The organism is Herbidospora daliensis (assembly GCF_001570585.1).
GTDB lineage: Bacteria > Actinomycetota > Actinomycetes > Streptosporangiales > Streptosporangiaceae > Herbidospora > Herbidospora daliensis.
The window spans coordinates 832,414-846,480 of record NZ_BBXF01000002.1; the positions used below are offsets into that span (position 1 = coordinate 832,414).

A 14,067-nucleotide genomic window follows, 5' to 3' on the forward strand; every position below is an offset into this window, starting at 1 on the left:
GAAAGTGAACGGAGGGTTAACCAAACCCTCATCGGCCGCTGACCAGGTCATCCCTAGCGTGAAATGGTGATCAGGTTTGTCGTCGGGCTGCCCCTGCTGGTTCTCGTGACGGTGCTCGGAATCGTCGCCGAGATCCCGGCCTGGACGGCCGTCGACGGGGCGCTGGCCCAGATCGTCCACGACGCGAGGAACCCGTTCCTCACCGGGGTCGCCCTGCTCCTGAACCTGCTCTTCGGCACCGAGGCGGGGGTCGTCATCTCGCTCGCCATGGGGGTGTTCGCCCTGGTCGTACGCACACCCGAGGCGGTGCGGGCGCTTCTGGTGGTGCTGGCCGGGTGGGGGCTCGGGGCGCTGCTGAAGATCCTCTTCGACCGGCCCCGGCCGCCGGTCGGCTTCTCGATGCTCGGCGACATGGGCGACACGAGCTTCCCGTCGGGGCACGTCTGCCTGACGGCCGCCGTCGCGGTCGCCGCCTGGGTACTGGTCGGGCGGCGGTGGGTCGTCGCGGTCGGAATGGTGCTCGTGGCGGGGCAGATGCTGGCCCGCGTCTATCTCGGCGTGCACTATCCCACCGACGTGCTGGCGGCGGTCGTCGCGGTGGCGGCGTCGTCGGTCATCGTGCTCAACGGCGGGCCGGGTCATCCCAGGGCGTCGCGCAGGGCCGCCCGCGAGGTTATCCCCAGCCTGGGGAAGATGCGGTAGAGGTGCGCGCTGACGGTGCGCGGCGACAGGAAGAGGCGTTCGCCGATCTCCTTGTTGCTCAGCCCCGACGCCGCCAGCTGGGCCACCTCCAGCTGCTGCGCGGTCAGCCCGTGGGCCGCGTTCGGCGTCTGCGTCACCGCCACGCCGGTCGCCCGGAGCTCCTGCTCGGCCCGTTGCCGCCAGGCCGTCGCGCCGATCCCGGCGAACAGGTCGGCCGCCCGGCGCAACTCGGGCCGGGCCTCGCCCGGCTGGTGCCGCCGCCGCAGCAGCTCACCGAGGGCCAGCCGCACCCGCGCGTGGTCGAACGGCCACCGCTCGGTCCGCGGCAGGGTCAGCGCCGCCCGGAACCGGGCCACCGCCTCGTCGTCCGGCGCGACCAGCGCCTGGGCGGCCAGCACGTGCAGCCGCAACCGGGGCGCCCGGTCGGTCAGCGCCGAGGCCGCCGCGACGTGGGCCCTGGCCTCCTCCAGACGCCCGGTCCGCACGGCCGACTCGACGAGCTCGAACACCGCCCAGGGGGCGTAGGCGACGAAGGGGTCGATCTCTCCCGGGCGGCTGACCGCGGTCCAGTGCGTGTACGCCGTCTCGTAGTCGCCATGTGCCATCGCGGCCAGCGCCAGGTTGCGGGCCGACAGGGACAGGTGCAGCGCGCACCCGCGCGGGGCGGCCCAGTGGTCGACCGTGCGGGCGTACTCGCGGGCGCTGTCGACGTCGCCGCGCCCGGCGGCGATCCAGCCCAGGCTGCACCGCAGGTCGTGGGCGAGCAGTTCGAGGTCGTGCCGGACGCACAGGTCGAGGCCGTCGTTGGCGGCGCTCTCGGCGGCGTCCCACCGACCGGCCAGGAAGTGGTCGTGGGCGGCCAGCCAGTAGCCGCTCGCCGCGTGGGTCACCGCGCCCTGGCCGGTCTCGCCGTCGATCAGGGCCCTGATCCGGTCGCGGTATTCGGGCAGCAGGTCGAGATGGGTGGCCGCCCGGCAGAGCGCCGCGATCCGGCCGGGCGGGGTGTCGGCGGGCAGCGTGTCGAAGGCCGACCTGACCCGGCCCGCCGTGCCGTCGCCGCGCAGCACGTCGTGCAGCAGCCGCACGTGGTCGTCGTCGCAGCCCGCCACGGCGTCGCTCACCTCGGCCCAGTGGTCGGCGTCCTGGGCGTAGGAGGCGGCCATCACCCGTACCAGCGGGCCCGCGCCCGGGGAGCCGCGCAGCAGGCGGCGGGCCGCGTCGAGGTCGCCGTCGCGCAGCAGGAGGATCTGGGCGCGGGTGACCAGCGCGCGGGCCGGGTCGCCGCGATGGGCCTCGTCGAGCAGCTCCTGCGCCAGGCCGAGCTGCCCCGACTCCCCGGCCAGTTCGGCGGCGTGGGCCAGCCGGGCCGCCTTCGCGGCCGGGTCGGGGGTCAGCTCGGCGGCCCGCTGCAAAGCCTTCACCGCCAGGCCGGAGCCGCCGCGCAGGCTGACCGCGCGGGCGGCCGCCTCGATCTCGGCCGCCAGGTGCTCGTCGGGCTCGACGGCGGCGGCGGCCAGGTGCCACATCCGGCGTTCGGGGTCGGAGCGGTGCTGGTCGGCGAGCGCCGCGTGGGCCCGCCGGGTCTCGTCGGGCGCGGCCGTGTTGATGATCGCCGACCGGACGAGCGGATGCCGGAACCGCATGCCCGACGGCGTCGAGTCGCGCGTGACCAGCCCGAGCCGCTCGACCTCGACGAGGTCGTGGGGCGACAACTCGGCCCGGTGCTCCAGCCGGTCGCCGTCGAGGGCGGTGACCAGCAGGGTCGTACGCACCCTCGGCTCCAGCGACAACACCCGGCCCGCGAACGCCGTCTCCAGCCGGGTGCGCAGCGGCGCGCCGCTCGGCAGCAGCTCCACCCCGACCGACGTCTGCGGCAACTCGGTGATCGCCAGCGGGTTGCCGGCCGCCTCGGCCAGCACCCGCGCCCGTACCGACTCGGGCAGCCCCGGGTGGAGCAGGTCGAGCAGCCGGCCCGACGCCTCGTCGTCGAGCGGGCCGACCTCGACCATGTTGATGCCGGGCGTCACCCGCTCGGTCGCGGTCAGGGGCCGGCGGGCGAAGATCGCGCGCAGGTCGTGGGCGCGCAGCCGCATGAGGATGAACATCATCACCTCACGCGTCGGATGGTCGACCCAGTGGGCGTCCTCGACGGCGACCAGCACCGGCCCGTCCTGCGCCACCGCCGCCAGCACGGCCAGCGACGCGACCGAGATCGCCAGCCGGTCGGGGGCCGGGCCCTCGCGCAGGCCGAGCACCCGGCGCAGCACGTCCTGGTGGAACGGCTCGATCCGGTCGAGGTGGTGCATCACCGGCGCGAACAGCTGGTGCAGCCCGGCGAAGGCGAGCTGGGCCTCGCTCTCGAACCCGGTGCCGCCCAGGATCGTCATCCCGCGGCAGCGCGCGTACGCCAGCGCCGCCTCCAGCAGCACCGACTTGCCCACCCCCGGATCGCCGTGCAGCACGACGTTGGGCAGCACCCCCGGCGCGCGGTCGATCGCGCCCCGGAGGACGGCCAGCTCCCGCTCCCGGCCGATCAGGTCCATCGCGCGTCTCCTCCGAGGTGCAGTCAATTGACTGATTGCAGCGCCGGCCCGGACGGGAACGCTGGTCGAATGTCCTGGCTACGAGTGGGTTCCGACGTGCGCCTCTTCTATGAGGACTTCGGCGAGGGGGAGCCGGTCGTGCTGATCCACGGCTGGCCGCTGTCGCACCGCTTCTGGGAGGCCCAGACCGGGCCGTTCGTGGCGGCCGGGAAGCGGGTCATCGCGTACGACCGGCGCGGCTTCGGCCGGTCGTCGCAACCCTGGGACGGCTACGACCCGCCGACCCTCCTCGCCGACCTGGGCGTGCTGGTCGACACGCTGGGGCTCGACCGGGTGTCGCTGGTCGGCTTCTCGACCGGCGCGGCCGAGGCCGTGGGCTACGCCGTCTCGGCTCCGGCGCGGGTGCGCCGTCTCGTGCTGGCGAGCCCGGTGTTGTTCCCCGACCCGCTCGCGGCCGACCTGCACGCCGCCGTGCGGCACCGCCTGCCCATGCTCGACGACGTGCTGCTGCGCATGTTCGCCGTGGACGGAGACCAGGCGCTCGACGAGCAGACCCGCCGCTACCTGCTGAGACACGCCTCGGAGGCGTCGCCGAAGGGCACCGCCGACGCGCTGCTGGCCTGGCGGGACGCCGACCCGGAGCCCGACCTGAAGCGGCTCGACGCGCCGACCCTGGTCGTGACGGGGGAGGCGGACGCGTTCGTGCCCGCCGAGGAGCAGCGGGTGCCGGGCGCGACCCTGCTGACCATCGCCGACGCCCCCCACGGGGCTCCGCTCACGCACGGCGAGCAGTGGAACGAACAGGTGCTGGCCTTCCTGGCGTGACCACCCGCCGATTGTCCCATCAGTACGCGGATGCAGTCATCTGACAGATTCCGCCGGAAACGCCCCGGCCTAACTTCGTAGACGTCAGCCCGACCGGCGAAGGGAACCCCGAAATGACGAACACCATCGTCCTCGTCCACGGCTTCTGGGTCACGCCCCGCTCCTGGGAGCACTGGATCACACACTACGAGGCCAAGGGCTTCCGCGTCCTGGCCCCCGGCTACCCGGGCTTCGAGGTGGAGGTCGAGGCGCTGCGCGCCGACCCGACGCCGATCGTCGACCTGCGCGTCCCGCAGATCATCGAGAAGCTGGAGAAGGTCATCGGCGACCTCGACGAGCAGCCGATCATCATCGGCCACTCGGCCGGCGGCGCGTTCACCCAGATCCTGCTCGACCACGGCTACGGCGCGGCCGGCGTCGCGCTCAACTCCGCCCCCACCGAGGGCGTGCGGGTCGTCCCGCTGACCCAGGTGAAGTCGACCTTCCCGGTGTTGAAGAGCCCGGCCAACCACCACAAGGCCGTGCCGATCGAGTACGACCAGTGGAAGTACGCCTTCACCAACACCTTCCCCGAAGACGAGTCCCGCGCCCTGTACGAGCGCTACGCCATCCCGGTGTCGGGCCGCATCCTGTGGGACAGCGTGCTGGCCAACTTCCAGCCCGGCAAACAGGCCGTCGCCGTCGACTACCACAACGACGACCGGGCGCCCCTGCTCTTCGTCTCAGCCGGCGAAGACCACATCATGCCCCCGGCCATCCAGAACTCCAACGCCAAGCACTACAAGTCCGACACGATCACCGAGGTAAAGCACTACGAGGGCTACCCGCACCTGCTGCCCGCCGCCCCCGGCTGGGAGGGGATCGCCGACTACGTCCTGGAGTGGGCGCTCAAGCACGCCAAGTGAATCAGAGCGGATAGGGCCCGAAGCGGCCCCACGCGACGAACACCGTCAGCACCAGCAGAACGGTCGCCGGGATGGCCTGCGGCAGCTCCTTGCGGCGCACGTGCACGAGCACCGCGCCCGCCATGGCCACGGCCAGCCCGGCCGCCGCGATCGGGACGAGGATCGGCGCGATCCCGGTCACCCCCGGCAGCACCAGCCCGAACGCCCCCAGCCCCTCGACCACGCCGATCGCCTTGACCTGACCGGCCGTGAAGTCCTCGGTCCACGCGAGGCCCGACTTCGCCAGCTCCTCCTTCGGGCGGCCGATCTTCATCGCGCCCGCGCCGAGGAAGGTGAGGGCGAGGAGGGCCGTGACGACCCAGAGGGCTATGTTCATGGAGCTTCCTTTGTGACTTGAAGATTCAACCGAAACCTAGTCCCCCTTCACACGGGGCGTCGAGGCGGGCATGCCCTAGGCGCACCCGGATCAGACGTCGTGGCGCGGCTGCCGGGTTCCCTGTCATACCAATCGTCACCAGTGACCCTTAAGGCCGGTGATGGCCCGGCATGCTCCGCTTCATGCGAAGGATCGTGCTCGCCTGTGTCCTGCTGCTCGCCACGTTCGTGGCGGTCCCGGCCCGCGCCGCCGCGCCGGCCGACGACTGCCCGCCGGGCGAGATCGCGGGCATCACGTCCGTCGACGGCGGCTACTGGCTGGCCGGCCGCGACGGCCGCGTGCACGCGTACGGCACCGCGAAGCTGTTCGGCTTCCCGGGCAAGCCCGCGGTGGCGATCGAGGCGACCGCGTCGGGCGAGGGCTACTGGCTCGCCGCGGCCGACGGCACCGTGTGGGCGTACGGCGACGCGAAGCCCGCCCGCACCGCCGCGCCCGCGCTCACCTCACCGGTCGTCGGGTCGACGCGGACCGAGACCGGCCTCTGGCTGACCACCGCCGACGGCACCGTGGTCGCCCCCGACGGCAGCCGCACGGCCCGCAAGCACGCGGTCGTCGACATCGTGGCGACCGCGTCGGGGAAGGGCTACTGGCTCGTCGCCGCCGACGGCTCGGTCTGGGCCTACGGGGACGCGGCGGCCGTACCGAAAAAGCCCTCAGACCTGAAGGCGCCCATCGTCTCCGCGACCTCGGCGGGCGCCGGGCTGGTCCTCGCGGGGGCCGACGGCGCGGTGTTCGCGCTGGCCGGAGCCGCCTTCCACGGTTCGGCGGCGCCCCTGCGGCTGGCCGAACCGATCATCGGCGTCGCGGCGGCCACCGCCGAGGGCTACACCCTCGCGGCCGGCGACGGCGCCGTCTTCACCTTCGGCACCGACGGCTTCATGGGCAACGCCGTCACGACGGCCGCCGACTGCGCCCCGCCCGAGCCGACCCCCGGCTCGGAGATCGTGAAGATCGCCACCGCCATCAAGGACGGCCAGGCCATGCAGGGCTGGGCCGGCGGCTTCGTCCCCTACGCGTGGGGCGGCGGCCACGGCTCGGCCCCCGGCCCGTCGTTCGGCACCTGCAACTGGTACTCCGGCCCGCTCCCGTGCCGCGCGAACGTCACCTTCGGCGTCGACTGCTCGGGCTTCGCCCGCTGGGTCTACCACCTGGCCTACGGCCGCGACGTCCTGGGCGGCGAGAACACCAACGGCCAGCTCAGGAAGCTGACCAGGTCGGCGACGGGCCGCCCCGGAGACCTCGTCTTCTACGGCCGCGGCCCGTCGGACACCCGCCACGTGGCCGTCTTCATCGGCGACGGCAAGGTCATCAACGCCCTGCGCACCGGCACGGTCATCAGGGTCGACCCGATCGACGTGAGCAGAGACCGCCTGCCGGGCTTCTACCGCGTCGCGGCCTAACGGGGCACGAGCCGGATGGTCGTCGCCTTCGCCGGCCCGGCGACCATCGGATCGACGTAGGCCGGATCTTGGTCGCGATACTTCATCCGGTACGCCAGGTCGATCCCGTCGTTGACCATCGAGTCGTCCTCCGGCACGAACCGCACGTCCTTGCCCACCCCGCCGGCGGAGACGTGCCCCTCGCTCCGCTCCCGCGCGGCCCGGAACCACCGCCCGTCCTCACCCTTGTAGGAGCGGACGTAGAGGTCGTCGTCGTGCCGCACGACCCAGACGGTGACGGGCTTGAGAAAGCTGCCGTCGGTTCGCTGAGGCGAGATCTCGAGCTCCTCGGCCTCTGCGATGGCGGTGAGCTCGGCCTGAGTCCATGTCATGGTCGTCAATGCTCTGACGCGACACCCGACCTGGGCCGGAGGCTCGCCGACGCCGGTCAGCCCATCGTCTTCTGGCCGTCGATCGACTCGCGGATGATGTCGGCGTGGCCCGCGTGCTGGGCGATCTCGCCGACCAGGTGGATGAAGGCGCGGCGGGCCGAGCGGGTCGCGCCCGGCGGGAACCACGGTGCCTTGGGCAGTTCGTGGACCAGGTCCAGGTCGAGGGTGCGGACCAGTTCGTCGGTCGCGGCGGCGGTGCCCTCCCAGATGGCGAGCAGGTCGTCGAGGTTCTCGTCGTCCTCCATGCGGAACTGGCTGGCCCAGTCGACCTGGACGGCCTGCATCGCGGCCGCGCCGCCCGAGGCGAAACGGGCCCAGCCGGCCTCCATCAGGGTGACGTGCTTGACGATGCCGCCGAGGCAAAGGTCGCTCGCCGTGGGGCGGAGGCGGGCCTGCTCGTCGGTGAGGCCGGTGGCGGCGTGGCGGAGGAAACGGCGCTGCGCGGCGAGGGACTCGAGGAGGTCGGCGCGTTCCTGGTCTGTGGTCATGTCGGTCATCTTCCTCGGGTGGTCACGAGAATGCCGTCGTCGTCGCTGTAGATCGTGGCGCCCGGGTGGAACATGACGCCGCCGAAGATGACGGCGACGTCGCGGGTGCCGAGGCCGTGTTTGTGGCTCTTGCGCGGGTTGCTGCCCAGGGCCTTGACGCCCAGGTCGATGGCCGCGAGGGCGACGACGTCGCGGACGGCGCCGTTGACGACCACGCCCGCCCAGCCGTTGGCGGCGGCCGTGCCGGCGATCACGTCGCCCAGCAGGGCGGCCTCCAGGGAGCCGCCGCCGTCGACGACCAGGGCGCGGCCGTTGCCGGGCTCCTCCAGGATCGACTTGAGCAGCGCGTTGTCCTCGTGGCAGCGGAGCGTCGTGATCGTGCCGTGGAAGGCGCGGCGGGAGCCGTACTGACGGAACTGGAGGCTGCACGACTGCAGGGCCTCGCCATGCTCGTCGTAAAGATCGGCGGTGGACATGTGCATGATCCTCGCATGCCGTCACCCTCGGTCATCGTCCGGTCACTAGGGTGCCGGACCATGAGGTTCTTGCTCCGGGCTCTCGTGGCCCTCGTGGCCGCCGGCGGTGTGGCGTTGAGCGCGCCCGCCGCCCATGCCGACCCCGACGGCTCGCTGCTGGGCGGGCTCGTCGGAGCCGACCTCGGCACGGTGGTCGGGCTGGTGCCGAGCCTCGTCTGCGGCAACCGGCTGATCAACTACAACTCGCCGGTCGACAACTCGCCGACGCTCTGCGTGAACGGCGCCATCGCGAGCGGGAACTCGACCGACAGCGGGAACTACTTCAACAAGGGGAACCCGGTGAACAGCGGGAACTTCTCCAACGCCAACGGGTCGACCAGCAGCAACAACTCCGCCAACAGCGCCAACCTCGCCAACGGGCCGCAGAAGACGAAGATCGGGGAGCGCAGATGATGATCATCGCGACGCTGGCCATCGTCCCGGCCCTGATGGCCGGGGGCGGCCCGGGGCCGATCGCGTCGGCCGGCATCACCAACGTCACCAAGGACCGCGGCGCCATCACCAACGTCGGCAACAGCTACAACAGCGGCAATTACCGCAATCGCAAGAACGGCGTGAACAGCGGCAACTTCTCCAACGTGAACGGGTCGGCCAACAGCGTCAACGCGTCGGTCGCCTCGAACTTCGCCGACGGCCGGCAGAAGATCATCGTGATCGGCGGCAAGCGGAAACGCTAGAGCCTGACCGGCAGCGAGGTCAGCCGGTAGGTGCCCGGGTCGGGGGTGCGCAGGGTCGCCGGGTCGGCGGCCAGCTCCAGGTCGCGCCTGAGCAGTTCGGTCAGCGCGACCTGGGTCGTCACCCGCGCGATGGCGGCGCCGACGCAGAAGTGCGGGCCGTGCGCGAAGCCCAGGTGCGGGGCGCGGTCGCGGGTGACGTCGAGCTCGTCGGGGGCCTCGAACACCCTCGGGTCGCGGTTGCCGCCCGCGAGCGCGCAGGTCACCGGGGTGCCGGCGGCGATCTCGACGCCGCACAGCTCCATGGGCTCGCGGGCGTAGCGGGGGATCGACAACAACGTCGGGCCGCAGAAGCGGGTCAGCTCCTCGACCGCGCGCGGCATCAGCTCGGGCTTGTCACGCAGCAGGGCCAGCTGCTCCGGGTGGGTGAGCAGGGCCAGCGCCGCGTTGGCGATGAGGTTCGTGGGGGTCTGACCGGCCAGGATCAGGTGCCAGACCAGGGTCACCAGCTCCTGGTCGGTCAGCTCCGAGGCCACCAGATCAGACAGCAGGTCGTCGCCCGGTTCGGCGCGCCGCCGGGCCACCGCCGCCTTCGCCCCGGCCATGATGCCGGGGATCGCTTCGGCGAAGCCGGGGCCGCCGGGCGTGTCGACCACCCGGCCGTAGGCGCGCCACCGCTCGCGGTCGTCGTCGGGGACGCCGACCAGGGTGCAGATGACGTCCATGGGCAGCGGGCGGGTGAAGGCGGGGATCAGGTCGGTCTCGCCGTCGAGCGGGCCGAGCAGCCCGGCGACGATCCGGGTGATCCGGGCGCGGAACGCCTCGGCCCGGCGCGGGGTGAAGGCCGGGGTGGCGGCCTTGCGCAGGCGGGCGTGCTCGGCGCCGTTCATCTCGCTCATGGTCCGCATGTACGGCAGGCAGTCGTCGGGCACCTCGGGACGCATGAAGCTGTCCGACCGGATCTCCAGCCGGGGATCGGAGAGCGCCGCCCGGATGTCGTCGTAGCGGGTGACCACCATCCACTCCGGCGCGCCGGGCATACGCAGGACCGCGAGCGGGCCCGCCTCCCTGGCCTGGCCGTAGACGCCGAAGGGGTCGCCCATGGTGGCGGCGAGGTCGATCTCGTACATCGGCTCTCCGGATGTTTTCGGAACTCAGATGATGAGAACATCTGGATGGCGACGCTATTCTGGCCGGGTAGATCCGGCAAGGCGGAGGCGAAATGGCGCGGTTGTCCCGTGTGGAGCACCAACGGCTCACCCGCGAGAAGGTGCTCGCCGCCGCGCGGGCCGAATTCCTCCTGTACGGCTTCCGCGACGCGAAGATCGACAACATCGCCGAGCGGGCCGAGCTCACCCGAGGCGCGGTCTACTCCAACTTCCCCGGCAAACGGGCGCTCTACTTCGCCGTGCTGGCCGCCGGGCGTCCGGTCGTCACCGCCGACCCCGCGACCACCCGGGCCGAGGCCCTCCGCGCCTTCGCCCGCGCCTGGCTGACCGGCGTGCCGATCAGCTCCGAGCCCTGGCTGGGCCGCGACCTGCTGCCCGAGGTCATGGCCGACGAGACGACCCGCAAGCCATTCGCCCAGCTGGTGAAGTTGAGCGCGATCCTGCTCGGGCTGACCCTCGAACGCCTCGACCCCGCCGCCGGCCGTCAGGTCCGCGTCGCGGAGCAGGCCCTCACGATCCTCCACGGCGCCGGCCAGTTCAGCGGTTTCGCCGACCTGTTCGACGTGGTCCGCGCCTGCGAGCACCTCGCCGCCCTCGACCTCGACGACTCCTGGCCGCCGCCCCACCTGGCGTTCGCGGCCCAGGTCGACGTGGTCGACGAACCGGCCGGCGGCCTGCCCGAGGGGGTCGTCGTCACCCTCGCGCCCCACCGCGTGTCGGCCGTGGAAGAGGCGATGAGGGCCACGCCGGACGACGTGACCCTCATCCTGGCGGCCGGCGACGAACTGGCGCTGCTGGCCGAGCTCGTCATCGGCGACACCGTCAACTGCTTGCGGCCCCTCGGGGCGGCGCCGTCGTTGCGGGTGCTCTACGGGCCGCCGGGAGGAGACACGACGGAGACGGCCGTCCGGGTCGCGAACGGCCGCATCGTGGCCAGGGCCGAGGGTTTCGGCTCCTGTCACGCCGTCGCGTCGACCTGACGCCGTCTCGCCAGCAGACGGCGGGCCAGGGGGACGCCCAGGATCAGCGCCGACAGGATCAGCAGGACGGCCGCGATCGGGCTGGTCACCAGCACCGTCGCGTCGCCCGCCCCGATCGCGAGGGCGCGCCTGAGCTGGATCTCGGCCATCGGCCCGAGGATCAGGCCGATCACCGCCGGGGCGAGCGGCAGGCCGAAGCGGCGCATCGCGAAGCCGATCAGGCCCAGCACGTAGAGGACCACCAGGTCCACCCACGACGCGTTGAGCGCGTAGACGCCCAGGGCGGCGAACAGCAGGATGCCCGCGTAGAGGTAGGGCCGGGGGATGTGCAGCACCCGGGCCCACAGGGGGGCCAGCGGCAGGTTCAGCACCAGCAGCATCGCGTTGCCGACGAACAGCGACGCGATCATGCCCCAGACCAGGGCCGGGTTGTGGTCGAAGAGCTGCGGTCCGGGCTGCAGGCCGTACTGCTGGAAGGCGGCCAGCAGGATCGCCGCGGTGGCCGACGTCGGCAGGCCCAGGGTCAGCAGCGGCACCAGGGTGCCGGCCGCCGAGGCGTTGTTGGCCGCCTCGGGCCCGGCCACGCCCTCGATCGCGCCCTCGCCGAACTCCCGGCCCTTGGCCAGGCGCTTCTCCACCGAGTACGACAGGAAGGTCGGGATCTCGGCCCCGCCGCCGGGCAGCGCGCCGAAGGGGAAGCCCAGCGCGGTGCCCCGCAGCCACGGCCTCCACGACCGGGCCCAGTCGGAGCGGCCCATGAAGGCGCGGCCCACCGGGATCACCTCGGGGTGGCCGTGGCGGAGCCGGGAGGCGACGTACAGGACCTCGCCGAGTGCGAAGAGGCCCACGGCCACCACGACGACGTCGACGCCGTCGAGCAGCTGCGGGATGCCCAGGGTGAGCCGGGCCTGGCCGGTCTGCTGGTCGATGCCGATCAGGCCGATGACCAGGCCGATGCCGAGCGACGCCAGACCCCGCACGACCGACCGCGACAACACCGACGACACGGCCGTGAAGGCCAGGATCGCCAGCGCGAAGTAGTCCTCCGGGCCGAAGGAGATCGCGAAGTCGACCACGAGCGGGGCCGCCACCACCAGGAGGGCGGTGGCGATCGTACCGGCGACGAACGAACCGATCGCCGCCGTGGCCAGCGCCTGGGCGGCGCGGCCCCGGCGGGCCATCTTGTTGCCTTCGAGAGCCGTGATCATGGACGAGCTCTCGCCCGGCGTGTTCAGCAGGATCGACGTGGTCGAACCGCCGTACATGCCGCCGTAGTAGATCCCGGCGAACATGATGAACGCGCTGGCCGGCGGCACGTTGAAGGTGATCGGCAGGAGCAGCGCCACGGTCATCGCGGGGCCGATGCCGGGGAGCACGCCCACGAGCGTGCCGAGGGTGACGCCGACGAGGGCGTACAGGAGATTGACCGGCGTGAACGCCGTGGCGAAGCCGTCGAGCAGGAGCTGGAAGGAGTCCATCTCAGATCAGCCCCTCCAGCGGCCCGCCGGGCAGCGTGACGCCCAGGCCCTTCACGAAGGCCAGGTAGGACGCCACGGCCAGCACGATCGCCAGCGCCCCGGCCCGGAGCCGGTTCTCGGCCCCGAGCACCCACGACACCCCGAAGAACAACAACGCCCCCGCGATGATCCAGCCCAGCAGGTCGACCGACACGGCGAACGCCAGGAAGATCACGCTGATCAGGGCGACCGACTTCTTGTCGGAGGTCGCCGACGGGTCGACGTCCTCGCTCTCCTCCGGGTCGCCCTGACCGCCGCGCAGCACGTCGACCACGTAGAACACGCCGGTCGCGATCATGGCGGAGCCGACGATGATCGGGAAGAACCGCGGTCCCAGCCCGAGCGTCGACGCCGCCGCCGTCACGTCGGCGGTGCCGACGATGACGAACACGCCCAGGGCCAGCACGGCCCCCGCGAGCAGCAGTTCCGGGTTCTTCCACCGCATCAGGACACGAGCCCCATCTCGGCGATGATGCCCTTCACCCGGGTCTCCTCGGCCGCCAGGTAGTCGGCGAACGGCTGCCCGGTCTGGAAGACGTCGCTCCAGCCGTTCTTGGCCACCGCGTCCTTCCACGCCGCCGAGTCGTGCATCTTGGTGACCAGGTCGGTGAGCGACTGCTTGGCGGCGTCGTCGAGCCCGCCCGGGGCCACGAACCCGCGCCAGTTGGCGAGTTCGACGTCGAGCCCGCCCTCCTTCAGCGTCGGCGCGTCGATGCTCTCGAGACGCGCGGGCGACGAGACGCCCAGGGCGCGCAGCTTGCCCGACTTCACGTGCTCGGCGAACTCGCCGATGCCCGAGATGCCGATCGCGACCTTGCCGCCGAGCAGCGAGTTCAGCGCCTCGCCGCCGCCCGAGTGGGCGATGTAGTTGACCAGCTTCGGGTCGACCCCGGCGGCCTTGGCCATCAGCCCGGCCAGGATGTGGTCGGTGCCGCCGGCCGAACCGCCGGCCACGGCGACCTTCGCGGGGTCGGCCTGCCAGGCGGCGGCCAGGTCGCGCAGGTTCTGGAAGGGCGAGTTCGCCGGGACGACGACGATCTCGTACTCCTCGGTCAGCTTGGCGATCGGCGTCGTCTCGGCCAGGGTGACCTGGGACTTGTTCTGCTCGATGGCGCCCACCATGACCAGGCCCATCGTCATGAGCAGGTTGCCGTTGCCCTTCTCCCCGACGAGCTGGGTGAGGCCGATCGTGCCGCCGGCGCCGGGCACGTTGTAGACCTCGACCTTGAGGTTCGGGTCGGCCGACTTGAACGCCTGCTCGGCGGTCCGGGACGTGGTGTCCCATCCGCCGCCCGGCGCGGCCGGCGCCATGATCTTGAGAGCCGAGGTCCCGCCGCCGGACGAGCCCGCACCGCATGCCGTGGCGGCGGTGAGCAGAGCCGCCGCCAATATCAGTTTCAGTCGCATCGCCGACTCCTACACCGTCTACCTGAACGTGGTGAGGATGCTGAGCGAACCCGC

General features: G+C 72.2%; 16 protein-coding genes. 7 read left to right on the top strand and 9 right to left on the bottom strand.

The window, feature by feature from the left end:
• Positions 1–66 precede the first annotated feature (66 nt).
• Complete coding sequence (locus AW274_RS10305; RefSeq protein WP_198169119.1) at positions 67–702, top strand: phosphatase PAP2 family protein; 636 nt, start codon at positions 67–69, stop codon at positions 700–702.
• On the opposite strand, the gene AW274_RS10310 is transcribed toward AW274_RS10305, so the two are convergent.
• On the bottom strand, positions 639–3,245 hold the full coding sequence (locus AW274_RS10310; RefSeq protein WP_062430818.1) for an AAA family ATPase: 2,607 nt from the start codon (positions 3,243–3,245) through the stop codon (positions 639–641). The genes AW274_RS10305 and AW274_RS10310 overlap by 64 nt on opposite strands.
• Before the next feature lie 96 nt (positions 3,246–3,341).
• On the opposite strand from AW274_RS10310, the gene AW274_RS10315 reads away from it, so the two are divergent.
• Positions 3,342–4,070, top strand: a complete 729-nt coding sequence (locus AW274_RS10315) for an alpha/beta fold hydrolase (protein WP_198169120.1) — start codon at positions 3,342–3,344, stop codon at positions 4,068–4,070.
• Positions 4,071–4,183: 113 nt separating this feature from the next.
• On the top strand, positions 4,184–4,975 hold the full coding sequence (locus tag AW274_RS10320; RefSeq protein ID WP_062430820.1) for an alpha/beta hydrolase: 792 nt from the start codon (positions 4,184–4,186) through the stop codon (positions 4,973–4,975).
• 1 nt (position 4,976) lies between these two features.
• Here the strand turns inward: AW274_RS10320 and AW274_RS10325 are convergent, their stop codons facing one another.
• Positions 4,977–5,351: a DoxX family protein gene (locus AW274_RS10325; protein ID WP_062430821.1), complete on the bottom strand. Its 375-nt coding sequence runs from the start codon at positions 5,349–5,351 to the stop codon at positions 4,977–4,979.
• Between the two features lie 182 nt (positions 5,352–5,533).
• On the opposite strand from AW274_RS10325, the gene AW274_RS41890 reads away from it, so the two are divergent.
• Positions 5,534–6,811: a C40 family peptidase gene (locus AW274_RS41890; protein ID WP_232320058.1), complete on the top strand. Its 1,278-nt coding sequence runs from the start codon at positions 5,534–5,536 to the stop codon at positions 6,809–6,811.
• Here AW274_RS41890 and AW274_RS10335 read toward each other — a convergent pair.
• The 3 genes from AW274_RS10335 to rraA are packed head-to-tail and all read right to left on the bottom strand — an operon-like array spanning position 6,808 to position 8,212.
• Positions 6,808–7,182, bottom strand: a complete 375-nt coding sequence (locus AW274_RS10335) for a DUF2255 family protein (RefSeq protein WP_062430823.1) — start codon at positions 7,180–7,182, stop codon at positions 6,808–6,810. The two genes, AW274_RS41890 and AW274_RS10335, sit on opposite strands and share 4 nt — an antisense overlap.
• A gap of 56 nt (positions 7,183–7,238) precedes the next feature.
• The gene (locus tag AW274_RS10340; RefSeq protein ID WP_157519984.1) at positions 7,239–7,730 is read right to left on the bottom strand and encodes a DinB family protein; all 492 of its coding nucleotides are present in this window, start codon (positions 7,728–7,730) and stop codon (positions 7,239–7,241) included.
• A gap of 5 nt (positions 7,731–7,735) precedes the next feature.
• Positions 7,736–8,212 (bottom strand): ribonuclease E activity regulator RraA, encoded by a 477-nt coding sequence (gene rraA / locus AW274_RS10345; protein ID WP_062430825.1) that lies wholly within the window; start codon positions 8,210–8,212, stop codon positions 7,736–7,738.
• A gap of 54 nt (positions 8,213–8,266) precedes the next feature.
• Here rraA and AW274_RS10350 point away from each other — a divergent pair, with 54 nt between their 5' ends.
• Positions 8,267–8,659, top strand: a complete 393-nt coding sequence (locus AW274_RS10350) for a hypothetical protein (protein WP_198169121.1) — start codon at positions 8,267–8,269, stop codon at positions 8,657–8,659.
• Positions 8,656–8,943, top strand: a complete 288-nt coding sequence (locus AW274_RS10355) for a hypothetical protein (RefSeq protein ID WP_062430826.1) — start codon at positions 8,656–8,658, stop codon at positions 8,941–8,943. Before AW274_RS10350 ends, AW274_RS10355 begins: the two co-directional genes overlap by 4 nt.
• On the opposite strand, the gene AW274_RS10360 is transcribed toward AW274_RS10355, so the two are convergent.
• Positions 8,940–10,070, bottom strand: coding sequence for a cytochrome P450 (locus AW274_RS10360; RefSeq protein WP_062430827.1), 1,131 nt, complete (start codon positions 10,068–10,070; stop codon positions 8,940–8,942). The genes AW274_RS10355 and AW274_RS10360 overlap by 4 nt on opposite strands.
• Before the next feature lie 92 nt (positions 10,071–10,162).
• On the opposite strand from AW274_RS10360, the gene AW274_RS10365 reads away from it, so the two are divergent.
• Positions 10,163–11,089 (top strand): TetR/AcrR family transcriptional regulator, encoded by a 927-nt coding sequence (locus tag AW274_RS10365; RefSeq protein WP_062430828.1) that lies wholly within the window; start codon positions 10,163–10,165, stop codon positions 11,087–11,089.
• Here the strand turns inward: AW274_RS10365 and AW274_RS10370 are convergent.
• The 3 genes from AW274_RS10370 to AW274_RS10380 are packed head-to-tail and all read right to left on the bottom strand — an operon-like array spanning position 11,068 to position 14,013.
• Complete coding sequence (locus tag AW274_RS10370; RefSeq protein ID WP_062430829.1) at positions 11,068–12,567, bottom strand: tripartite tricarboxylate transporter permease; 1,500 nt, start codon at positions 12,565–12,567, stop codon at positions 11,068–11,070. The two genes, AW274_RS10365 and AW274_RS10370, sit on opposite strands and share 22 nt — an antisense overlap.
• Position 12,568: 1 nt before the next feature.
• Complete coding sequence (locus AW274_RS10375) at positions 12,569–13,051, bottom strand: tripartite tricarboxylate transporter TctB family protein (RefSeq protein ID WP_062430830.1); 483 nt, start codon at positions 13,049–13,051, stop codon at positions 12,569–12,571.
• Complete coding sequence (locus AW274_RS10380) at positions 13,051–14,013, bottom strand: tripartite tricarboxylate transporter substrate binding protein (protein ID WP_198169122.1); 963 nt, start codon at positions 14,011–14,013, stop codon at positions 13,051–13,053. Before AW274_RS10380 ends, AW274_RS10375 begins: the two co-directional genes overlap by 1 nt.
• Between the last annotated feature and the right edge of the window lie 54 nt (positions 14,014–14,067).